Annotated in this window: 18 protein-coding genes; 16 read left to right on the plus strand and 2 right to left on the minus strand. The window is 59.1% G+C overall.

Going from position 1 to position 21,073, the window contains the following annotated elements; translation table 11 throughout:
* Positions 1 to 77: 77 nt before the first annotated feature.
* Complete coding sequence (locus QKB66_RS02445) at positions 78 to 1,745, plus strand: formate--tetrahydrofolate ligase (protein ID WP_311518389.1); 1,668 nt, start codon at positions 78 to 80, stop codon at positions 1,743 to 1,745.
* Here QKB66_RS02445 and QKB66_RS02450 read toward each other — a convergent pair.
* A complete protein-coding gene (locus QKB66_RS02450; RefSeq protein WP_414252612.1) occupies positions 1,742 to 2,566 on the minus strand; it encodes a RecB family exonuclease in 825 nt (274 codons plus the stop codon). The genes QKB66_RS02445 and QKB66_RS02450 overlap by 4 nt on opposite strands.
* Positions 2,567 to 2,612: 46 nt before the next feature.
* On the opposite strand from QKB66_RS02450, the gene QKB66_RS02455 reads away from it, so the two are divergent.
* The 13 genes from QKB66_RS02455 to QKB66_RS02515 all read left to right on the plus strand — a co-directional run bounded on the left by QKB66_RS02455 (position 2,613) and on the right by QKB66_RS02515 (position 17,864).
* Positions 2,613 to 3,872, plus strand: a complete 1,260-nt coding sequence (locus tag QKB66_RS02455; protein WP_414252613.1) for a M18 family aminopeptidase — start codon at positions 2,613 to 2,615, stop codon at positions 3,870 to 3,872.
* A gap of 45 nt (positions 3,873 to 3,917) precedes the next feature.
* Positions 3,918 to 4,754 (plus strand): tRNA (adenine-N1)-methyltransferase, encoded by an 837-nt coding sequence (locus tag QKB66_RS02460; RefSeq protein ID WP_414252614.1) that lies wholly within the window; start codon positions 3,918 to 3,920, stop codon positions 4,752 to 4,754.
* A gap of 87 nt (positions 4,755 to 4,841) precedes the next feature.
* Positions 4,842 to 6,401 carry a proteasome ATPase gene (arc, locus tag QKB66_RS02465; protein WP_414252615.1) on the plus strand — a complete coding sequence of 520 codons (1,560 nt, stop codon included), beginning with the start codon at positions 4,842 to 4,844 and terminating at the stop codon, positions 6,399 to 6,401.
* Positions 6,386 to 7,903, plus strand: a complete 1,518-nt coding sequence (dop, locus tag QKB66_RS02470) for a depupylase/deamidase Dop (protein ID WP_248090228.1) — start codon at positions 6,386 to 6,388, stop codon at positions 7,901 to 7,903. Before arc ends, dop begins: the two co-directional genes overlap by 16 nt.
* 73 nt (positions 7,904 to 7,976) lie before the next feature.
* Positions 7,977 to 8,168 carry a ubiquitin-like protein Pup gene (locus QKB66_RS02475; RefSeq protein ID WP_248090226.1) on the plus strand — a complete coding sequence of 64 codons (192 nt, stop codon included), beginning with the start codon at positions 7,977 to 7,979 and terminating at the stop codon, positions 8,166 to 8,168.
* A gap of 44 nt (positions 8,169 to 8,212) precedes the next feature.
* A complete protein-coding gene (pafA, locus tag QKB66_RS02480; RefSeq protein ID WP_414252640.1) occupies positions 8,213 to 9,589 on the plus strand; it encodes a Pup--protein ligase in 1,377 nt (458 codons plus the stop codon).
* Positions 9,590 to 9,623: 34 nt separating this feature from the next.
* Positions 9,624 to 10,622, plus strand: a complete 999-nt coding sequence (locus QKB66_RS02485) for a helix-turn-helix transcriptional regulator (RefSeq protein WP_096336300.1) — start codon at positions 9,624 to 9,626, stop codon at positions 10,620 to 10,622.
* Between the two features lie 2 nt (positions 10,623 to 10,624).
* The gene (locus tag QKB66_RS02490; protein WP_414252616.1) at positions 10,625 to 11,581 is read left to right on the plus strand and encodes a helix-turn-helix transcriptional regulator; all 957 of its coding nucleotides are present in this window, start codon (positions 10,625 to 10,627) and stop codon (positions 11,579 to 11,581) included.
* A gap of 77 nt (positions 11,582 to 11,658) precedes the next feature.
* The gene (gene tatA / locus QKB66_RS02495; RefSeq protein ID WP_096336302.1) at positions 11,659 to 11,922 is read left to right on the plus strand and encodes a Sec-independent protein translocase subunit TatA; all 264 of its coding nucleotides are present in this window, start codon (positions 11,659 to 11,661) and stop codon (positions 11,920 to 11,922) included.
* A gap of 84 nt (positions 11,923 to 12,006) precedes the next feature.
* A complete protein-coding gene (tatC, locus tag QKB66_RS02500) occupies positions 12,007 to 13,068 on the plus strand; it encodes a twin-arginine translocase subunit TatC (protein WP_399530982.1) in 1,062 nt (353 codons plus the stop codon).
* A gap of 21 nt (positions 13,069 to 13,089) precedes the next feature.
* Positions 13,090 to 15,903: a DEAD/DEAH box helicase gene (locus QKB66_RS02505; protein WP_414252617.1), complete on the plus strand. Its 2,814-nt coding sequence runs from the start codon at positions 13,090 to 13,092 to the stop codon at positions 15,901 to 15,903.
* Positions 15,904 to 15,926: 23 nt separating this feature from the next.
* The gene (locus QKB66_RS02510; RefSeq protein ID WP_414252618.1) at positions 15,927 to 17,111 is read left to right on the plus strand and encodes a M24 family metallopeptidase; all 1,185 of its coding nucleotides are present in this window, start codon (positions 15,927 to 15,929) and stop codon (positions 17,109 to 17,111) included.
* Positions 17,112 to 17,864, plus strand: coding sequence for an SDR family oxidoreductase (locus QKB66_RS02515; protein ID WP_096336305.1), 753 nt, complete (start codon positions 17,112 to 17,114; stop codon positions 17,862 to 17,864).
* A gap of 70 nt (positions 17,865 to 17,934) precedes the next feature.
* On the opposite strand, the gene QKB66_RS02520 is transcribed toward QKB66_RS02515, so the two are convergent.
* Complete coding sequence (locus tag QKB66_RS02520) at positions 17,935 to 18,816, minus strand: hypothetical protein (protein ID WP_248090216.1); 882 nt, start codon at positions 18,814 to 18,816, stop codon at positions 17,935 to 17,937.
* Between the two features lie 100 nt (positions 18,817 to 18,916).
* Between QKB66_RS02520 and QKB66_RS02525 the strand changes: the two genes are divergently transcribed.
* Positions 18,917 to 19,525, plus strand: a complete 609-nt coding sequence (locus tag QKB66_RS02525; protein ID WP_414252619.1) for an FxsA family protein — start codon at positions 18,917 to 18,919, stop codon at positions 19,523 to 19,525.
* Complete coding sequence (lnt, locus tag QKB66_RS02530; protein WP_414252620.1) at positions 19,525 to 21,072, plus strand: apolipoprotein N-acyltransferase; 1,548 nt, start codon at positions 19,525 to 19,527, stop codon at positions 21,070 to 21,072. Before QKB66_RS02525 ends, lnt begins: the two co-directional genes overlap by 1 nt.
* Position 21,073: the final 1 nt, after the last annotated feature.

Here is a 21,073-nt window from a genome sequence, read left to right on the forward strand (position 1 = left end):
ATTTGACAATTTAGCCGCCCACTGTCCTTTTCTCCGAAACAGGCAGATCGGGCGGCTTTTCTCTGTAGCATAAGGCCATGGCTACCCAACTCTCAGACGTCGAAATCGCACAGGCTCACAAACTGGAGCCAATTACCGATATTGCTTCTCGTGCGGGAATCCCGGAGGAAGCGCTCATTCCTTATGGCAACACCAAAGCCAAGGTCGATATCACGAAGCTCGAGCACCTTCCCACTAAAGGCAAGCTGGTGCTCGTCACTGGTGTTTCTCCAACACCGGCTGGTGAAGGCAAGTCCACAACGCTGATTGGCCTAACCGATGCTTTGGCACTACTGGGGCACAAGGCCATCGTCGCTTTGCGTGAGCCTTCCCAAGGTCCAGTCATGGGCATCAAGGGTGGTGCCGCCGGCGGTGGTTATTCCCAAATTGTCCCGATGGAGGATATCAACCTTCATTTCACCGGTGATTTCCATGCCATCGCAGCGGCCACCAACACCTTGGCTGCCATCATCGATAACCACATCCACCAAGGAAATCAGCTCGGCATCGACCCGCGCCGCGTGACCTGGCAGCGCTGCCTCGATGTCAATGACCGTGCGCTGCGCGGCGTCGTCACCGGCCTCGGCGGCCCGGCACACGGAGTGCCTGCGGAAACTGGATTCACCATCACCGCAGCTTCTGAGATCATGGCTATCTTGGGCCTGGCTACTGACCTCGAAGACCTTAAGAAGCGCTTGGGTGATATCACCGTTGGCTATGCCTTCGACCAAGAACCAGTCACGGCACGCGAGCTTGGTGCTGAGGGCGCACTAACCGCTTTGATGCGCGACGCCCTCAACCCGAACCTCGTGCAGACTCTGGGCGGCACCCCGGCATTCGTACATGGTGGACCTTTTGCCAACATTGCGCATGGCTGCAACACCTTGCTTGCAACACAGACTGCGATGAAGTTCGGCGACATTGTGCTCACCGAGGCTGGCTTTGGCGCTGACTTGGGCGGCGAGAAGTTCATGGATATCAAGGCTCGCTTTGGCGAGCTCGACGTCGCGGGCGCTGTGGTCGTTGCCACCATCCGCTCCCAGAAGTACAACGGCGGCCAGGCCCGTGAGGACCTGACCACGGAAAATCTTGATGCACTGCGCAAGGGTATCGTCAACCTCGAGCGCCACGTTGAAAACATCCGCAAGTTTGGTCTGCAACCAGTAGTTGCGCTCAACTCCTTCTACAGCGATACCGAGGCCGAGCGCGAATTCATGCGGACCTGGGCGAAGGACTTTGGCGTCGCCCTGGCTGAGGCAGATGTCTGGGCAAAGGGCGGCGAAGGAGCCAAGGAGTTGGCAGAAACTCTCTTAGAAAACCTCTCCGAGGGTCAGGCACATCAGCTCTACGATCCAGCAGAGGGCGTGGAAAAGTCCATCGAAAAGATCGCCACCGAGGTCTACCGCGCAACCTCTATCGAGTACGGCCCGAAGGCCAAGAAGGACCTGCAGTACATCAAGGACAATGGCTGGGATAACTTCCCAGTGGTCATCTCAAAGACGCAGTACTCCTTCTCCGATAGCCCGGCTTCCTTGGGCGCTCCAGAGGGCCATACCCTCCACGTGCGCGAGCTGCTGCCGCGTACTGGCGCGGGCTTCATCGTGGTGCTGACTGGCGACGTCATGACCATGCCGGGTCTGCCAAAGAAACCGGCGGCCAACAACATCGATGTTGCCGCCGACGGCACCATTTCCGGCCTGTTCTAGCTATCTGCGGCGGAGCCCGGCCAACCCGGATACTCGGGCGGGGTTCCGCCGAATTCAGGACAAAGCTCTTGGAAAGAGCACCAGCTGCAAAGCTTCGAGGTCTTCGGGCGGAAGAGACCTTCCTTACCATCGCCCTCGATCTTTGCCCAGAGCTCGCCTAGGTCACGCTCGAAGTACTCCAGCTCTTCGCGGGTTGGGGTAAGGAACATCGAGTCAATGACCTTGAGATACATCAGGCGCAGCTGGGCGGGGATGACGCCCAGCATTCGCCAATAGACAAGAGCGTAGAAACGCATCTGGAACTGGGCGTCTTGGCTAAAGCGGGGGATTGGCTTCTTGCCGGTCTTATAGTCCACGACGCGGACCTCACCGGTTGGGGCAACGTCCACGCGGTCGATGAAGCCGCGGACCGGCACGCCGTTTGGCAAGACGGTATTGACGTACATCTCGCATTCTTTAGCATCGAAGCCCTGCGGGTTTTCCATCTGGAAATAGCCCTTGAGCAATTCGCGGGCCGCTACGAAGAAATCGAGGGTTTCTTCCTCGGGCACGAGCTCTTTAAGCGCGGCGTCGGCAGCGACCATCTTGGCCCATTCCGGCTTAATCATTTTCACCGCAGCGGGGTAGTCACGCTCTTCGCGCGGCAGCTTGTGGGTGTTTTCTAAAACTGCGTGGACCAGCGTTCCTTTTACCTGCGCTACGGTCTTCGGCTCGGGGAGCTTGTCGATTGCCCGAAAGCGGTAGAGAAGTGGGCACTGTTTATAGTCTGAGGCCCGAGAAGGCGAAAGCGCCAACGGGCGAGGTTTTCGTGCATCAGCCATGGTCCTTTTAGCCTAGCGCGGTGCAATTCATGGCAAAGTAGGAGGCATGAGTATTTCGGATGAGTTCCTTGATTTCATAGCCTCTTCTCCTTCTTCCTATCACGCGGCCCATGAGGTGGCGCGGCAGCTAAAAGAGGTGGGCTTTGTCCGCCAGGATGAGGCCGCGGAATGGTCAGCAGCCCCAGGCGGCCACTACATGATTCGCGGCGGCGCCATCATGGCTTGGTTCGTGCCGGAGGGCGCGGGCAAACACTCCGCGTTTAGGATCATCGGTTCTCATACAGATTCGCCAGGCCTTGTGCTCAAGCCGACCCCCGATTTTGATGCTGCGGGCTGGCAGCAGGTCGCGGTAGAAATTTACGGCGGCCCGTTGCTGCATACCTGGTTCGACCGTGAGCTGACCGTTGCCGGTCAAGTGGTGACGAAGGATGGCGCGCATCATTTGGTCAACACCGGCCCGATTCTGCGCCTGCCTTCGCTAGCTATCCATCTCTACCGTAAGGACGAGTTCAAGCCGGATCGCCAGCACAACATGCAGCCGGTGCTTTCCGTGGGCACTCCCGATGCCTCGGTATTGCGCGTGGTAGCGGAGTCCATCGGCGTGGCTCAGGATGAGATCTCTGCATTCAATCTCATTACTGCCGATGCCCAGCGGGGCGCCGTATTCGGCACCGGTGAGCGCTTCATCGCGGCCGGCCGCATGGATAATCTTTCTTCCGTGTTTGCCAGCGTCGTCGCAATGCGCAATGCCGCCCAGCAGAAGGACTATGGCCACGAAGACATTTTGGTCATGGCTGCCTTCGACCACGAAGAGGTGGGCTCGGCTTCTCGTTTCGGTGCTGCCGGCCCGATTCTCGCCGATGTCCTGGGGCGCACTGGTCGCGCGCTGGGGGCCAACGAAGAGGAGCGGTATCAAATGTATGCGCGTTCTTGCTGCGTGTCGGCCGACGCCGCGCATTCGGTCCACCCTAATTACGCAGGCAAGCACGATCCCACGCATCACCCGATTATCGGTAAGGGCCCCGTCACCAAGATCAACGGCAATCAGCGCTACGCGTCCGACGCAACGACCGTCTCCCTGTGGGAGCGCGCATGCGAGCGGGCCAAGGTTCCTTTCCAGCGCTTCGTGGGCAACAACGACGTGCCCTGTGGCTCCACCATCGGTCCCATCACCGCGACCCGCTTAGGTATCGACACCGTCGACGTCGGCGTGCCGATGCTTTCTATGCACTCCGCACGCGAGATGGTCGGCGAGCGTGACCAAGTATGGATGGCCAAGGCCATTGAGGCATACTTGTTAGGTTAATTAAACCTCCTTTAAATCCACGAGAAAGCATAGGAAGCACACACCATGCCTTATTCCGGACCTTTTCACTATGGCGATCGCGTCCAACTGACCGATGCTAAGCGCCGCCACTACACGGTGATACTTGAGGAAGGTGGCGAGTTTCACTCGCACAAGGGCATCATCCGCCACGACGAAATCATCGGTCTGGATGAGGGCTCCGTGGTGCGCTCCACGCTGGGCAGCGACTTCCTGCTCTTCCGTCACTTGATGGTGGACCACGTGCTTTCCATGCCGCGTGGCGCGGCGGTCATCTACCCGAAGGACTCCGCGCAGATCCTGGTCGAAGGCGATATTTTCATGGGCGCACGCGTCCTGGAGGCTGGCGCCGGCTCCGGTGCGTTGTCCATGACGCTGCTGCGCGCCGTTGGCCCGCAGGGACACGTCTTCTCCTACGAGGTGCGCGATGACCACCTGGAGTACGCCGTGGACAACGTCAAGGAATACTTCGGCGAGCAGCCTGAGTGGTGGACCCCGCGCTTGGGTGATTTGGCGGACGTCACCGTGGAAGAACTCGGCGGTCCGGTTGACCGCGTCATCCTCGACATGCTTGAGCCGTGGGAGCACCTGGAGAAGGTTCGCGACATCCTGATCCCGGGCGGCGTTTTCATGACCTACGTGGCTACCGTGCCGCAGCTGATGAAGGTCATGGAGGGGATCCGCGAGCTGAAGTGCTTTACCGAGCCGAAGGCCTGGGAGTCCCTCGTGCGTGAATGGAAGGTGGAAGGCCTTGCCACCCGTCCAGAGCACCGCATGAACGCGCACACTGCGTTCCTCATCTGGACGCGCCGCCTTGCCGACGGCGTGACTCCACCCCGCCCACAGCGCCGCGCCCGCAAGTAAGTCCAAAACGAGGCGGAGCCAAAGAGTCCGCGGGGGATTTTAGGCCAACCTGACTTGTCGGCATGGTTCACGCGCTAGTGTGTAGCTATGACCGACGCAAGTCACACAGCCGCCCTCAAAAGGCAGATTGATCAGCTAGCCGAGCGCAACACCAAGCTCGCTTCGCTGCTGCAGGATTCCCGCAACAAGCTGCAGCAGATGTTGGCCGAGGTCAACGAACTGTCAGAGCCTGCCTCAACCTATGGTGTATTCCTCGGATACTCAGGAAAGCCGCATGATTCCCGGCGCGACGCCGAGGTCTATACCAACGGCCGCCCCATGCGGGTGAAGGTCTCGCCCAACCTAGAGCCAGGCAGCCTTGAAGCCGGTCAACTCGTGCGTTTAGGCGAGGGCTTCGTCGTTGTAGAAGCTTGTGGACACCCGCAAATGGGAAGCCTTGCCACCGTGCAAGAGACTTTAGGCAGCACCCGCGTCATCGTGGCGAACTCCTCCGGCGAGGAGCAGGTGGTGCTTTTGGCTGCGCGTCTACGCGAGGGCATTCGCGCTGGTGATACCGTCCTTGTCGATGGCAAGGCAGGTGTCGCGCTCGAAAAGATTGAAAAGTCCGAGGTGGCGCAACTTTCGTTGGAGGAGGTCCCAGAGCTTAGCTACGACGACATCGGCGGTCTGGATGCTCAGATCTCCCAAATCCGCGATTCCGTCGAGCTGCCTTTCCTTCATCCGGATCTTTACCGGCAATATGACTTGGAGCCGCCGAAGGGCGTGTTGCTCTATGGCCCGCCGGGCTGCGGCAAAACCTTGATTGCTAAGGCCGTGGCAAACTCCCTTGCTACCAAGATGGGTAGCGGCGGCCCGAGCTTCTTTTTGAATGTCAAGGGCCCTGAACTCTTAAACAAGTACGTGGGTGAGACCGAGCGCCGCATTCGCCTTATCTTTGAACGCGCTCGCGAACTCGCAGCCCAGGACTCGCGCCGCCCAGTCATCGTTTTCTTCGACGAGATGGAATCCATCTTCCGTACCCGTGGTTCCGGAGTTTCCTCAGACATGGAGACAACGGTGGTTCCGCAGCTGTTGACGGAGCTCGATGGCGTCGAAAAGCTGGGCAACGTCATCGTCATCGGCGCCACCAACCGCGAGGAGCTCATCGATCCTGCCATCATGCGCCCGGGCCGGCTCGACATCAAGATTCGCGTCAATCGCCCCAGCAAGCAAGGCGCCCGCGAGATCTTTAGCCGGCATCTGGGTCAGAAGGTACCGCACCAGGCGGACCTCGAGGGGCTCATTGACTCAGCAGTCGAAGAGCTCTATTCGGAGCGGCCCTTCGTACGTCTGCATTACCGCAATGATGAGCCGCAGACGTTGTTCTACCGCGACTTTGTCTCCGGCGCGATGATTGCCAACATCGTAGCGCGTGCAAAGAAGCTTGCGATCAAGGAAGCGCTTGCTGATAGCGAGATGAGCACGCACGGTATTACTTCGGATCACTTGCGCCAGGCCATTGCCGCGGAGCAGGCGGAGTCAGAATACGTACCAACCTCGGCTAGCCCTGAGGAGTGGACCAAGATTGTTGCCGGCACCCAGGCTGGCGCAGAAGTAACCCGAGTTGAGCTAATGGGCTTTAGGAGTACCTCATGGCACGCGTCCTAGGAACAGAGACTGAGTACGGGATTTCCACTCCCACGAGTCCAGAGCTTTCGCCCATTGTCACCTCGACCCATGCGGTCGTGGCTTATGCGGCGCTGCATACTTTGGCGCGTTCGCGCTGGGACTTCCGCGAGGAACATCCACTGCGTGACTCTCGCGGTTTTGATTTGAAGCGCTATCAAACCGTTCCCGTGGTCGATCCGAATGCAATCGGCGTGGCCAACGTGGTGACCGCAAACGGTGCGCGCTTCTACGTCGATCACGCGCACCCGGAGTATTCCTCCCCGGAATGCACGAATGCTTGGGACGCCATGCTTTACGACGCCGCCGGTGACGTAGTTTTGCGACAAGCCGCCGAAGCGGTAGCGCGCCTATCCGCGCAGGGCACATCTGTGCTGGCAAATCATGATCCGTGCCCGCCACTGAAGTTCTACAAGAACAATGTGGATGGCAAAGGAGCATCCTACGGTTCGCACGAAAATTACCAGTACCGACGCTCTACCGAATTTTCCGCGATTGCCGCGGGCCTCATCCCGTTCTTCGTGGCACGCCAGGTAGTGGTTGGCGCTGGCCGCGTTGGCCTTGGACAAGAAGGGGAAGAGCCAGGATTTCAGATCTCCCAGCGCGCCGACTACATCGAGCAGGAAATCTCGCTGGAGACAACGCTCAACCGCGGCATCATCAACACTCGAGACGAGCCGCACGCGGTAGCTGAGGACTTTGGCCGCCTACACGTCATCATTGGCGATGCCAACATGTCGCAGACAGCAAACCTGTTGAAGCTTGGCATGACCTCCTTGGTGCTTGATGCCATTGAAGCGGGCGTCGATTTCAGCGACCTACAGCTCCGCGATGCGGTGGCCGAGGTTTCCTTGGTTAGCCGGGACCTGCAGCTACAGCACAAGCTGAAGCTTAAGGACGGCCGCGAGCTCTCAGCACTTGATTTGCTAGCTGAATATCGCAAGAGGGTCACTCCGACGAATGACGTGGATGAGAAGGTCCTGGCGGCGTGGGACGAGGTCGTCGGCCTGCTCGCGGCAGAGCCGCTTTCCGCGGCACATCTGGTGGACTGGGTAGCCAAATACCAGTTGCTCAAGGGATACATGGATCGCGGCGTGGCCGTCGACGATCCCAAACTGGCGCTTATCGATCTCCAATACACTGACGTCGATCCCGCCAAATCGCTTTACCATGCGTTGGTGCGAAAGGGGCGCATGCGCGTGCTCGTCAGTGAGGAGGAGATTGCCAGGGCAGCGCAGAACCCGCCGCGGGATACGCGTGCATTCTTCCGCGGCCGAGTCATAGAAAAATACGGTGAGGCAGTCGTTGCCGCCAGCTGGCAGTCTGTCTCCCTGCACAGTGGTTCCGGTATCGCGACCGTCACTCTCGATGACACGCTAGAGCTAGGCGCAGCTGATGCTGCGGAGCTCATCGAGCGGGCTGACGACGTCGAAACCCTACTCGTTGAGCTCGATAAGGCCGGGGTAGCGATTCGGCGCAGTTAGCGCGAAGAATCTTTAGGAAGCAATTCGCCGAAAAGATAGAAAGATAGTAGGAAAGAAAGAAGGTTTAGAGACGATGAGCGGAAACCAATCCCAGGTAAACGCCGGCAACGGCGGTAGCAACGGTGACGAGGCAGCGGAGTTCTCCGCGGGCCAGGTGAGCATCAATAGCACGGGCACGGATGATCTGCTTGATGAGATCGACGGCCTGCTCGAAAACAATGCTGAAGAATTCGTACGCGCATATGTGCAAAAGGGCGGCGAATAGGCGTGAGCGAGGCGCACACGGATCATGTCTATGCCCGCCGCATCATGGGCATCGAGACCGAATATGGCGTGACCTCACGGGCCGATGGCAATCAGCGCGCGCTTACGCCCGATGAAGTGGCGCGCATCTTGTTCCGGCCCGTCGTGGAGCAATTTTCTTCCTCGAATATTTTTAGCCCTAATGCCTCAAGGCTCTACCTTGACGTGGGCTCACACCCGGAGATCGCCACTGCCGAGTGCGATAGCCTCACCCAGCTCATCAACTATGAGCGCGCGGGTGACCGCATCGTAGACGAGCTCGCCCGCAAGGCTGAAGGAACGATGGCTGCCGAAAATCGCCCAGCTTCCGTCTACTTGTTTAAAAATAACGTCGACTCAGCAGGCAATTCTTATGGCTGCCACGAGAACTACCTCATTAGCCGTCACGCGGTGCTCAAAGACTTAGGCCTGGCCTTGCTGCCTTTCATGATCACCCGCCAACTCATCTGCGGCGCCGGCAAGATTCAACCGGCTAAGGCAAACGAGCCTGCTCGCTTTTTGCTTTCCCAACGCGCGGATCAAGTTTGGGAAGGCGTGTCCTCGGCCACGACTCGTTCGCGGCCTATCATCAACACCCGTGACGAGCCGCATGGTGACTCTAAACGCTTCCGCCGCATGCACGTCATCGTCGGCGATTCCAACATGTCGGAGACCACGCTGGCGTTGAAGATCGGTTCAACGTTGTTGATGCTGGAAATGCTAGAGGCAGGCTTCGACGTACCGCGTTTCGATGTCGTTGATCCTATTCATCGCATCCGTGACATCGCCCGCGATACCACTGGCCGTACCGAATTAGGGTTGAAGGACGGCTCGACCATCACAGCATTGGAAGTGCAGTACGCCCTGTGCGAGGCCGCCCAACGCTGGCTAGAGGAACGCCCGGATGAGGGCACTCCGAATGCCGAGATGCGCAAGGTAGTAGACCTCTGGCAGCGCACGCTGCATGCCATTGACACCCAAGATTTCAGCGGCGTCGACCGCGAGATCGATTGGGTAATCAAGCGCAGCCTGCTGGATCGCTATCGTGAGCGCCTCGGTGGCGATTGGGCCCACCCCAAGCTGGCGCAGATTGACTTGACCTACCACGATATTCGCCCTGGCCGCGGCCTGTTTAACGTGCTGGAATCGCGCAAGATGGTTGAGCGTTGGACCACCGACGCGGCTATCGCGGCCTGCGTCGATACTCCGCCGCAGACTACGCGTGCGCGCCTGCGCGGAGAATTCCTGCAGACGGCGCGCCGCTTGGGCGCCAACGTTACCGTGGATTGGACGCGTCTGAAGGTAAACCGACCTGAACCGCACACCGAGGAGTTCTCAGACCCGTTTGTCTTCGAGGATGCCAGGCTGCAAGCGTTGTTAGACTACATGGAGCACAACGCGTAAATTCACCTATTTCCTTTAAGGAGCACACGGGCCTATGGCGAAGCCTCAACCAGGCAAACGCGACCCCGCCGTTGAAAGGTTGACTAATCTTTCCTTTGCGCTGCAGGGCGCAGCCCACGGCGGTGGCAGCCCCGATCGCAGCGCGGCCTGGATCCGCAAGAACGTGGAAGGCTACCAAGATCGCGGAGACGAGGCCTTTCTAAAACAGCTTGCGCGCGACGTCGTCACGCTGCAGCGCGCAGGCGTGCCAGTGGTCCATACCAGTGGTGAATTTGGCTCGACCTATCGTCTTAACCAGGAGGAGTACCAACTTCCTCCGGTTCACTTCACCCCAGAGGAAGCGATGGTGTTGGGCGTAGCCGGCGGCATCGGCAAGCCGGGCGGACTCAGCGATTTCACGCTGTCTGCTTGGACCAAGATTGCCGCCTCGGGCGCCTCAAGAGATCTCAGCGGCGCGCCGGTCTACGTTGCGGTTAACGACATCACCCGCATTAGCCCTGAGGTAACCACCGCAGTGCTGACGGCCGTGCGTAAGGGGTTGCGTATCAGCTTCGATTACTACGCGCGGCCTTCCGCGCCGGTAGTCCGGCGCACTATGGATCCGTGGGGATTGGTCAACCATGACAGCCGCGTTTACCTCGTGGGCTGGGACGTCGACAGACAAGCCCCTCGCGTATTTCGCGCCACTCGCATCGATAATGTGAAACGTTCCCGGCAGGAGGCAACCCACCTTGTTGCCCCCAAACCACTGCAAGAGCTGGTGATAGACACGCTTAAGCGCGGTCAGCGCGTCGATGCGCTGGTGGCGATCCCTGAAGGCGGTGCCCGGGAGCTGGAAGCAGCAGGGGTACGACACGATGATGGAATCGTGGAGATGCGCGGCGTGGATAAGGATTGGCTCGTGCGAATAGCAGCAAGTTATGCGCCCGAGGTGGAGGTCAAGGAACCTGCTGAGGTACGCGAGGCAATAATTAAGCTGCTGAGTGCTCCACTCGGCGTCACAGATGAAGCCGCACTGGAAGGAGGGGAGTAGCCATGGCTGATGGTTCGCAGAAGTTGCAAGCGCTAGTACGCTCTTTAAACCTGATCCCGTACTTTCGCAATCACCCGGGACAAACCCCGATGGAAGCCGCTACCGACCTCGGTATGACGCCGGCGGAGCTTAAAGACGCGGTGGATCGCCTCTTTTGCTCAGGCGTAGGCCGTCATACCGAAGACCTGATCGACCTTTCCTTCGACTATCGCGACGGCATCCAAATCTACAATGACCAAGGCTTGACGCAGGCGCTGCGGCTTACTCCGACGGAAGCCGGTGCGCTTTTGCTCACCCTCGAAAGCCTCGAGGCCATGCCTGGGCTCATCGATACCGAGGCCGTTAAGTCAGCAGCCGCAAAGCTGCGGGAGATCATGGATGAAAAGACAGCAGCTATCTATGACTCTCTCGCGGATACCGATCCACATGAGTCTCAAGTCCAGGCCACGCTAGCAAGCGCCGTCGATAAGCGGCACCGCGTGCGCTTCAAATACTGGTCCGCCTCCAGCAACCAGGAAAAAGAACGCACCGTGGATCCTGCGCGCATCTTTATCTATGAATCCGAGCCATACCTCGTTGCGTGGGAGGAATCGCTAAAAGCGCATCGCACCTTTCGCTTGGACCGCATTCAGGAGGTCGAGACGCTTGCTGAAAAGGCCTACCCCCACCTGCGGGAGCTTGACTTCGATCCCGAGCAGCCCTTTGCCATGCGACACGCCAAAAAGGCGACATTAGAGATTCACCCAGAATTCACATGGTTAGCAGAACAACACGACATCGACTTGGGCGAGACGTTAAAAAATGGCCACGTAGCTGCAACGATGCCAATCGGTTCGGAGGAGTGGTTTATTCGTTTCGCGTTAAGCCAAGCTGATAGAGTGCGGGTCACCAGCCCGGATTCGCTCGTGAAGGCGATTACAGATCGCCGTCTAGCGGCACTGGGCAGTTATACTAAATAGCCGTTCGTAAGTTCAGAAGGCGGTTGCTTTTTAAAACTGCCGCCCCACACCAATAATCTGAAGAGAAAGAGGAACCCATGAGCCTGGGACCTTGGGAAATTCTAGCTATTCTGCTTGTCGTTTTACTCCTGTTCGGCGCTACTAAGCTGCCGGAGCTGGCGCGTTCGATGGGCCGCTCCATGCGCATCTTCAAGTCTGAAGTAAACGAGATGCACCAGGAAAACCAGCCAAAGCAGGAGCCAAACCAGATCTCTGCCGCTAAGCAGTCCGACGAGGAGTTCTGGAACGGTACCTCTTCGCAGCCAGGCCAAGCCCAGCCAAACGGCGGCAACGTTAACTAATCACTAGGCCTAGCAACCACGGCGAACTCCAGCCTCAGCTGAGGTTCGGTGTTCGCCTTTTATGTGAAAGCATCCTTTTAGACAATGCCGAAGAATTCTCCTGCGAATGCCGCGAAGCCCGCGAGCGCGCTTGCGCGTTTGCGCGCGCAACGCAAGGCAAAAAAGAACCCGCTGGGGGAGATGACGCTCGTCCAGCACCTGCAAGAGTTGCGCCGCCGCATCGTCATCTCCTTGCTTGCGCTGGTGGTTGGAACCATCATCGGTTTCATTTGGTATCAACAGGCACCGTTTAACATGCCACCGCTCGGTGAGATTCTGCGCGGACCTTATTGCTCGCTTCCAGAAGAAAAGCGCGTGTCCTTTACCGCGGACGGAGAGTGCCGCCTTTTGGCAACCACCCCGTTCGAGATGCTGATGCTGCGAGTTAAGGTGGGCGCCCTGGCGGGTGCCGTGCTGTCTTCGCCGGTGTGGCTCTACCAAATCTGGGCCTTCATTGTCCCTGGCCTGCATAAGAATGAGCGCCGCTTTACTTTTAGCTTCGTCACGATTGCGGTGGTTCTTTTCGTTGCCGGTGCAGTTCTTGCTTACCTCATTCTGTCGGTCGGCCTTGAGTTCCTCATGGGCATTGGTGAGGAATTCCAGACCGCAGCGTTGACTGGTGGGGACTATTATCGTTTCTTGCTCGGTTTGCTCATTATCTTCGGTGTCAGCTTCGAAATCCCATTGCTCGTTGTTGCCTTGAACCTGTTGGGCATCCTGCGCTACGAGCACGTTAAGAACAAGCGCCGCATCATCATCGTGGTAATTATGATTTTTGCCGCGTTTATGACGCCTGGCCAGGATCCGTTCTCGATGCTGGTGCTCGCTGGCTCGCTGTGCTTGCTCGTAGAGCTTGCATTCCAGTTCTGCCGCATCAACGATAAGCGCCGCAAGCGCGAACGCCCCGAGTGGTTGGACTTGGACGAAGAGACAGCCTCACCGCTTAATAACCAGACCAGTGGCATTGGCGGCGCCTCCGCAGTTGCGGCTCCGACCCCGATTGCCACACCGCAGCAGACTTCTCCCGCGCAGGCTTCACAGCCAGCAATTCCTAACTCTCAGCCGGCACCGAACAATAACGCGAGCTTCTTCGACGATGTGTTGTAGCAACAGGTAGCCTTGGTGTTTATGACTTCCATGCACCTGGATACCTTTCGCGCAGAACTTAGCCACCCCCTCGATGACTTCCAGGTGGAAGGTTGCCGTGCGGTTGAAGATGGCCACGGCGTGCTGGTCTGCGCGCCTACTGGCGCGGGTAAGACCATCGTCGGTGAGTTTGCAGTTTCCCTGGCGCTTTCGCGCGGCACTCGCTGTTTCTACACCACGCCGATTAAGGCACTAAGCAATCAGAAATACCACGATCTCGTAGCTGCCCACGGCGAGGATGCTGTGGGGCTTCTGACTGGCGATGTCTCCATCAATTCCGGCGCGGAAATCTTGGTGATGACCACCGAAGTTCTGCGCAACATGATCTACGCCGAGTCTGGAGCCTTGGAGCGGCTTAGCCACGTTGTCATGGATGAGATCCACTTCCTGGCCGATGCCTCTCGTGGTGCGGTCTGGGAAGAAGTCATCCTCAACCTTGATGAAAGCGTATCCATCATCGGTCTGTCAGCCACGGTTTCTAACTCCGAGGAGTTCGGTGAGTGGCTGTCTACCGTACGCGGAGACACCACCGTCATCGTCTCTGAGCACCGTCCGGTTCCGCTCGACCAATGGATGATGATTGGCCGCAAGGTCTATCCGCTCTTCGAGCCAGAGACTGGGGGACAGGTAAACGCCGAACTGGCGCGCCGCATCCGACGTCTTGAAGCCGGCGATAGTGACGATGGCAAGACGGCTGGCAACGACCGGACAGGTTTTCGCAGCCGCGCGCGCCACAAGGGTGGCAGACACGGCGGAAGCCGCGATAAGCGCGGCCGCTCTGGCAATGCCCGATCCCAAGACCGGTATCGTCCGCTCGGCAGACCGGAAACCCTTCAGGTGCTCCAGGGAATGGACATGCTGCCGGCAATTACCTTCATCTTTTCCCGTGCTGGCTGCGACGGCGCGCTCTATCAATGCCTGCGCAGCCGCATGGTTCTGACCACTCAGGAAGAGTCAGAGGAGATCAAGGCGATCATCGATGCCGGCGTAGAAGGCATTCCGGAAGAAGATCTCCAGGTGCTTGACTTCAAGCGCTGGCGCGAAGCGCTGTCGCGAGGATTTGCCGCTCACCATGCGGGCATGCTGCCGGCTTTCCGCCACATCGTTGAAGAGCTCTTCGTTAAAGGTCTCGTGCGCGCGGTCTTCGCCACGGAAACCCTGGCGCTGGGCATCAACATGCCGGCCCGTACCGTGGTGCTAGAAAAACTAATCAAATTCAACGGCGAGGCGCACGTCGATCTCACCCCGGGCCAGTACACGCAGCTAACCGGCCGCGCGGGCCGTCGCGGCATCGACACCATCGGCAATGCGGTGGTGCAATGGGCGCCAGCGATGGATCCGCACGCCGTCGCAGGTCTTGCCTCCACGCGTACCTACCCACTCATCTCCACCTTTACGCCGGGCTACAACATGGCCATCAACCTGCTCGGCATGCTGGGCTTCGAGGAATCGCTGCGCCTGCTGGAAAAGTCCTTTGCACAGTTCCAGGCAGACGGCTCAGTGGTGGAGGAGACCCGCGAGGTAGAAAAGGCAGAGCACCGCGTACGCGAGCTGCGCAAACAGCTTGACGACGCCATCGATGCTCTAGCACCGCCGGCGCGTGACGGGGAGGATCCGGCTGAGGTGCTCATGGACTATATCCGTTTGCGCCGCAAGCTCACCGAAGAAGAAAAAGCCGCGCACGCGAACAACACCGCACAACGCAACCAAGAAGTCGCGGTGGTGCTCGCCCGCCTGCAGGTCGGTGAAGTCATTGCTATCGCAGGCAAAAAGCGCCCAATCTTGGCCGTGGTGGTCACCCCGGCAAACCAGGCTGCCGATCCGCGCCCTTGGGTGACTACTGAAACCGGCTGGTCCGGTCGCATCGACGCCTCGGGGATCAACAACCCGCCGATTGTGGTCGGGCGCATGAAGCTGCCGCGCCCAGTGCAGAAGAATCGCCGTCGCAACACCAAGTTCGTGCAGGATTCCTTCAAGCGCAACCACTATGACCGCCCGAAAAAGATGCGCTTGGAGCCGCGCAACCGACCAAATAAAAAGGTCGGCCAGTTGCGCGACGCTATTCGCCAACACCCAGCGCATGCGTGGCCGGCCACGGACCGCGAGCAGCTCGCAGGCCTGGCTCAGAAGCTTGCCCGCCGTGAGCGTGACCTCGAGAAGGTCAACGCTCGTATCGAGCGCGCCACCGACACCTTGGGCAAGACCTTCAGCCGCATCGTAGACCTACTTTCAGAGATGGACTATGTGGAGTTCGAAGGCCTTGGCGCGGAACGTACCCCCGTCATCACCGACGAGGGCGAGCGCCTTGCACAAATCCACAGCGAATCCGACCTACTAGTCGCGCAGTGCCTCAAGCGCGGTATTTGGAACGAGTTGGATCCCGCGGAGCTCGCGGGCGTGGCTTCGCTGTGTGTCTTCGAAAACCGCAAGGAGACCCGTGGTGAGCCGGAGGCTGCAACGGAAGCGATGGCCGATGCGATGGAGGCAACCTACCGCATCTACACTGAGCTCATCGCAGACGAAGCGCGCCACAACCTGCCGCGCACTCGCGAGCCTGAGGCCGGTTTTGCGCTCGCCATCCACCAGTGGGCCGCGGGCGCACCGCTGGGCTACTGCATGGCAGCGGCCAACGAGGCCGGTGCGGAGCTTACTCCAGGTGATTTCGTGCGCTGGTGCCGCCAGGTGGTCGATATGCTCCAGCAGATTGCGAAGACGGGCTACGAGGAAGATATTTGCCGCAATGCCCGCAGGGCTATGGATGCGATCCAGCGCGGCGTTGTGGCAATCGGAGCTTAATCCAAAAAGGTAGGCTCGAGGGCATGTCTGATTCACAAATCGCTTTTCCCGTTTCGGTCTACGCGCAGCGTCTTAAGCATGCGCAAGAAGTTGCCGCAGAAAAGGGGATTGACCTCCTTATTCTCGGTACCGGCGCAGACTTTGCCTACCTCACCGGCTCGTGGGTTTCTTCCCACGAACGCCTGACCGCACTGGTCTTGCGCCCGGACGCTGCTCCTTTTATCGTTGCCCCTGCAACCGATATTGAGACGCTGAATGCTTCTCCTGTCGCGGAGCTGGGCATCGAACTGCGCGGCTGGCAAGATGGCGAAAATCCTTATGAGCTGGCCTGCGATTCCTTTGCACAGCAGCAGGAAGGCACTGAGGGCACAGGGGACAAAGGGAACGAGGCGCCCACTATTACGCTGGGTGCCTCCCTGACCGCCGATCATGTGCTGCGTTTGCAGGATGAGCTGCGCGCCAATTCTTCTGCGCAACCGCAGTACGTACTGGCCACCTACGCATTGGCTGAGCTTTTCACCCGCAAGGATGACGCCGAGATCAAGGAGCTGGCTAAGGCGGGCTCCGCTATTGACGCCGTGCATAACGCCGTGCCGGAGCTGCTTAAGCCTGGCCGCACCGAGGCCGACGTCGCTGCTGATCTGCGTGAGCTGATCCTGCGCGAGCATGTCGAGATCGACTTCATCATCGTTGGTTCTGGCCCGAATGGCGCGAACCCGCATTATGACTACGGCGACCGCGTGCTCGCCGAAGGCGAGCCGGTGGTCGTCGACATCGGAGGAACCTTGCCTTCCGGTTACCACTCCGACACCACCCGCACCTACGTCGTCGGCGGCGACGTTACCGCGGCACCGCAGGACTTCCAGAAAGCTTATTCAGTGCTGGAGCGTGCCCAGGCTGCCGGCCGCGCTGCAGCCAAGCCCGGTGCCACCGCGCAGGATGTAGACCGCGCCACCCGCTCCATCATCGAAGAGGCGGGCTATGGCGAGTACTACACCCATCGCACCGGTCATGGCATTGGGCTTTCCACTCACGAGGAGCCTTTCATCATGGCAGGCAACGAACTCGTGCTGGAGGAAGGCATGGCCTTTTCCATTGAGCCGGGCATCTACATTCCGGGCAAGTGGGGCATGCGCTTGGAGGACATCGTTTACACCACTGCGGATGGTTACGAGTCCCTGAACAAGGCTCCGCGGGAGCTGCGCTAGATGGCAGGGGTTTTGATCTTGGGCGGTCGCAGCGACATCGCCGGCGAGATTGCGCTGCGCCTTGCGCCGGGAAATGAACTGGTGCTGGCCGCCCGTGGCCTGCACGGCCTTGACGAGCGCGTCGCCACGCTTCGCGCCGCGGGTGCCACCGAAGTGCATACGCTAGATTTCGACGCCACCCAGGTAGAAAAGCACCGCGACCTCGTACACGCGGCGCAGCGCTGCCTTGGCGAGGGCGAAGAACTCAAAACGGCGGTAGTCGCGTTCGGCATCTTGGGCGAGCAAGAACGCGCGGAGCATGACGAAGCACACGCATTCGATATCGCACTGGTGGACTATGCCGCTCAGGTGTCCATGCTTACGGTCTTAGCTGATGAGATGAAGTCCGGACACATCGTCGCTTTTTCTTCGATTGCCGGATGGCGCGCGCGCCGCGCAAACTATGTTTATGGTTCCACCAAGGCTGGTCTAGACGCCTTTTGCCAGGGACTGGCAGATCGCTTGCACGGTGGTCCGCTCGCGCTAATCACTGCTCGCCCCGGCTTCGTCATTGGCTCCATGACCACTGGTATGAAGCCGGCACCGTTATCAGTGACTCCCGACGTCGTGGCAGACGCCGTCGTGGATTCCATCACGGCAGATGAAGGCCGCATGCCCCGCAGCCGCACGCTTTGGATTCCTCGCGCTCTGCAGGCTCTGGCATGGGTCATGCGGCTTGTACCGCGTCCTATCTGGCGGCATATGCCGCGTTAGACGCAGCGTTAAGAATTCGCTGCCGAGTTTAGCTTGTAGCCAAGCTACACTGCGTGGCCAATAGGCGCGCTTAAAAGCTGTAGAGATGCGGCGAATTGATGTCGAAGATGAACCCGCGTGGCGCAAGAACGCGCAGGACCACTTCGGCATCGCCTTCCGCGATGTCGTGGAAGATAAGTCCCTGCCACGGGGTGACGGTAATCGGGACATCGAGACGACCAATCAGATCCGCAAACTCTGCCGGAATGATTCCTTTGTGTAGACCCGCGCCAAGGTCCACGATGCCTTCTCGAGTATGCTCAGCCAGCCAACCGATTGGCAGCGCCGGGCGCTCGCCTTCAAAAGCCCCACGGTCGTGTTGGGCCTCGCCGGAGCCATGTGCCGCGGTAGCTGAAAGGGTATCGCTTTCTTCCAGCGCCTGGACTAGGGCTGGCACTAGCTCCTCGATGCTAAAAACATCTTTATCTAGTGCGCCGCCTTTAATCAGGCGCGCGCGATTATCGCCCTCCAGCATCGCACCAAAGTCCAGCCCCTCATGCAGGATGTCGCCGTAGCCGCCGTCGACGCCGAGGCGCAGGTTTGCCGCAACATCCAAGCTTTCTACTACTGCTGCGATATCGCGTGCTACGGCACGAGCAGCGGCAGATAGAGGAGAGGCCAGCACCGGCTGAGTACCTGCCAGTAATCCCGGGGCGCTAACGCGCGCCAACAGCTCTTGCTGATCATGCACGCCGCGTAGCTCCAGTGCGGCGCCTTCTGCCAAGTACACATTCCCATCGGCCAAATCTTGAGCCAGGGCTGCAATCTCTACCCAGTCGGCCGCGGTGGTCGAGCCTGCGACCGGAACAAAGCGTGCGATGGTGCCGAAGGTGGCGTCGTCAAGCAGCAGCGGCGCGCCATGAGGAGCGCCCTGCGGTGATTCTTGGGGCGGGGTGTGGGGCAAATCAGTCATGGCTGCGATCTTAACTTTGCTCGCCCCACCGCCAATATTCGCGTCTGCCAAGGGGTGTTGGCCGCACCCGCGAAGTTTGCAGATAGGTAGGGTAGAAGCCATGCCTTTTGTTCTGTTTATCGCCTTTGTTTTGCTCGAGTCCGTCGCCTTTTGGGCCGTGGCTAAATGGCTAGGCATCTTGGGCGCGGTGCTGGCGCTTTTTATCACCATGTTCTTCGGCATGACCATTGCCGCATGGGAAGTTCGCCGCATCATGCGTCGTCAGGTGGTCCGCGGCGAAGATGGCATCTATTACATGGACGGCAAGCAGGCGGGAAAGACCGCAGGCAACGTGGGACTCACGCTGGCAGGTGGCATGCTCTTATCGATGCCAGGCTTTGTGTCCACCATTGTGGGCGCGTTGCTGATCTTCGCGCCTACCCGTTCCCTGGCGCGCACTATCCTCGCAGCGTCGATGGTGCGCAAGATTGAGCACATGGGTACCCGCATCTTCGAAGCTAGCCCCATGGCACAGCACCACGATTCTTATGGCAGCTTCGGCGGATTCGATGGCTTCGAAACAAATAGTGGCTCTAACGTGCGGAGTCCTTTCCAGGACGGCTCGGCAGAGGTCCTTGATGAGGAAGAAATCCGTGAGTGGAGCGAGAATCTCAGTCCGGATGATTTCACAGGCGGTGGATCTGGTTCTGCAGGGGATTCCGCGAAGTAATGAAACACCTTTTAATCCGCCTGACGCTAGCCTGTCTGTCGGGCGGTCTTACTTTTCTAGCCGTCCAGCCACTCGGCTGGTGGCCAATGGGAATCCTAGGCATTGCGTTGCTCTATGGCGTGCTCACGCCGTGGGGGAGTAATTCCCCTACTTTGCGCGTCGGCGCGAGTACCGCGTTTGCACATGGATTCGTGCTCTATCTGCTCACGCTGCCATGGATCGGCGAATTGGTGGGCAGTTTTCCCTACGTCGCCTTGGCGTTTTGGTTAGCACTATACAGCCTGCTGCTGGGCATGGGCGGCACCGCGTTAGCGCGACATAAAACTGGGTTTATCTTCTTTGCGTTCTTCTACGTCGCCGTTGAGATGCTGCGTTCGAGCGTTCCCTTCGGCGGTTTTTCCTGGGTGCGTCTGGCTTGGGGGCAGATCGACGGGCCGCTTGCGAACCTCGCACCGCTAGGCGGGCCTGCGCTTATCACCTTCGCCACGGTGCTAACGGCGTCCGGCCTCGTAGTAATGATTCGATCGCGCGGTAAGTTGCGTGCGGGGGCTGCCGCTGCTGTCATCCTTCCGCTTATCGTTGGGTTCGCTGCAGGCAGTCTAGTTAATCGCCCAAGCAAAACAGTAGGTGAGGTCAACGTTGCAGCGATCCAAGGCAACGTTCCGCGCATGGGGCTGGACTTTGCCGCTCAGCGTCGTGCGGTGTTGGAAAACCACGTGCGGGTAACGAAAGAGGCCGCCGCGGCAGGCAAACCAGTGGACATGGTTATTTGGCCGGAGAATTCTTCCGACGTAAACCCATTTGAGGACGCCCAAGCTAGCGCGCTTATCGACGCCGCAGTGCACACCATCAAGGCCCCCATTCTTGTGGGCACGCTGACCGAGGACGCAGTGGGCTCGCGTAATACCATGCAGGTCTTTAAGGCGGATGGGGAAGTAGGAGAGCACCACTACAAAAAGTATCTGCAGCCTTTCGGCGAGACCATGCCGATGCGTACTTTCTTCCGCAAGATCACCGACTTGGTGGATTTGGCCGGTGATTTCAAGGCCGGCGATGGCCCCGGCGTGGTCCACATGAACAATGTATTGGTTGGGGTGGCTACCTGTTACGAGGTTTCTTTCGACCAAGCCTTCCGCAGCTCGATTCGCAATGGGGCGCAGATTCTTACGACGCCGACGAATAACGCCACCTTCGGATACTCCGACATGACCTATCAGCAGTTGGCCATGAGCCGCCTGCGCGCCATGGAGACCGACCGCGCGGTTGTGGTGGCGGCGACCTCCGGCGTCTCCGCCATCGTCGCCCCAGATGGCACGGTGAGCCAACAGAGCGAAATTTTTGAGCCCAAGTATCTGATTGAGACGCTTCCGCTGCGCGAGGGGACGACGATCGCTGTAAGGTTTGGTTCGCTCCTGCAATGGCTGATGGTTATCATTGGTACAGTCAGCGCGTTGTGGGCTCTTCGCTCATTGCGGAAGAAACCTTGTTTAGGCGCGCCACACAGAAACTCTGCCGTCTTAGCGGCAGCAAACAAAGAGGAGCTTTAAA

Source organism: Corynebacterium sp. c25Ua_89, assembly GCF_047459735.1.
GTDB classification, from domain to species: Bacteria; Actinomycetota; Actinomycetes; order Mycobacteriales; family Mycobacteriaceae; genus Corynebacterium; species Corynebacterium simulans.

What these genes read in the sequence shown, in the direction of transcription:
- QKB66_RS02515 (WP_096336305.1), top strand. Translation starts at nt 17,112, where the DNA reads ATGGCAGGGGTTTTGATCTTGGGCGGTCGCAGCGACATCGCCGGCGAG.
- QKB66_RS02520 (WP_248090216.1), bottom strand. Translation starts at nt 18,816, where the DNA reads ATGACTGATTTGCCCCACACCCCGCCCCAAGAATCACCGCAGGGCGCT.
- QKB66_RS02505 (WP_414252617.1), top strand. Translation starts at nt 13,090, where the DNA reads ATGACTTCCATGCACCTGGATACCTTTCGCGCAGAACTTAGCCACCCC.
- QKB66_RS02525 (WP_414252619.1), top strand. Translation starts at nt 18,917, where the DNA reads ATGCCTTTTGTTCTGTTTATCGCCTTTGTTTTGCTCGAGTCCGTCGCC.
- QKB66_RS02485 (WP_096336300.1), top strand. Translation starts at nt 9,624, where the DNA reads ATGGCGAAGCCTCAACCAGGCAAACGCGACCCCGCCGTTGAAAGGTTG.
- dop (WP_248090228.1), top strand. Translation starts at nt 6,386, where the DNA reads ATGGCACGCGTCCTAGGAACAGAGACTGAGTACGGGATTTCCACTCCC.
- arc (WP_414252615.1), top strand. Translation starts at nt 4,842, where the DNA reads ATGACCGACGCAAGTCACACAGCCGCCCTCAAAAGGCAGATTGATCAG.
- QKB66_RS02490 (WP_414252616.1), top strand. Translation starts at nt 10,625, where the DNA reads ATGGCTGATGGTTCGCAGAAGTTGCAAGCGCTAGTACGCTCTTTAAAC.
- QKB66_RS02445 (WP_311518389.1), top strand. Translation starts at nt 78, where the DNA reads ATGGCTACCCAACTCTCAGACGTCGAAATCGCACAGGCTCACAAACTG.
- QKB66_RS02460 (WP_414252614.1), top strand. Translation starts at nt 3,918, where the DNA reads ATGCCTTATTCCGGACCTTTTCACTATGGCGATCGCGTCCAACTGACC.
- QKB66_RS02510 (WP_414252618.1), top strand. Translation starts at nt 15,927, where the DNA reads ATGTCTGATTCACAAATCGCTTTTCCCGTTTCGGTCTACGCGCAGCGT.
- tatA (WP_096336302.1), top strand. Translation starts at nt 11,659, where the DNA reads ATGAGCCTGGGACCTTGGGAAATTCTAGCTATTCTGCTTGTCGTTTTA.
- pafA (WP_414252640.1), top strand. Translation starts at nt 8,213, where the DNA reads ATGGGCATCGAGACCGAATATGGCGTGACCTCACGGGCCGATGGCAAT.
- tatC (WP_399530982.1), top strand. Translation starts at nt 12,007, where the DNA reads ATGCCGAAGAATTCTCCTGCGAATGCCGCGAAGCCCGCGAGCGCGCTT.
- QKB66_RS02475 (WP_248090226.1), top strand. Translation starts at nt 7,977, where the DNA reads ATGAGCGGAAACCAATCCCAGGTAAACGCCGGCAACGGCGGTAGCAAC.
- lnt (WP_414252620.1), top strand. Translation starts at nt 19,525, where the DNA reads ATGAAACACCTTTTAATCCGCCTGACGCTAGCCTGTCTGTCGGGCGGT.
- QKB66_RS02455 (WP_414252613.1), top strand. Translation starts at nt 2,613, where the DNA reads ATGAGTATTTCGGATGAGTTCCTTGATTTCATAGCCTCTTCTCCTTCT.
- QKB66_RS02450 (WP_414252612.1), bottom strand. Translation starts at nt 2,566, where the DNA reads ATGGCTGATGCACGAAAACCTCGCCCGTTGGCGCTTTCGCCTTCTCGG.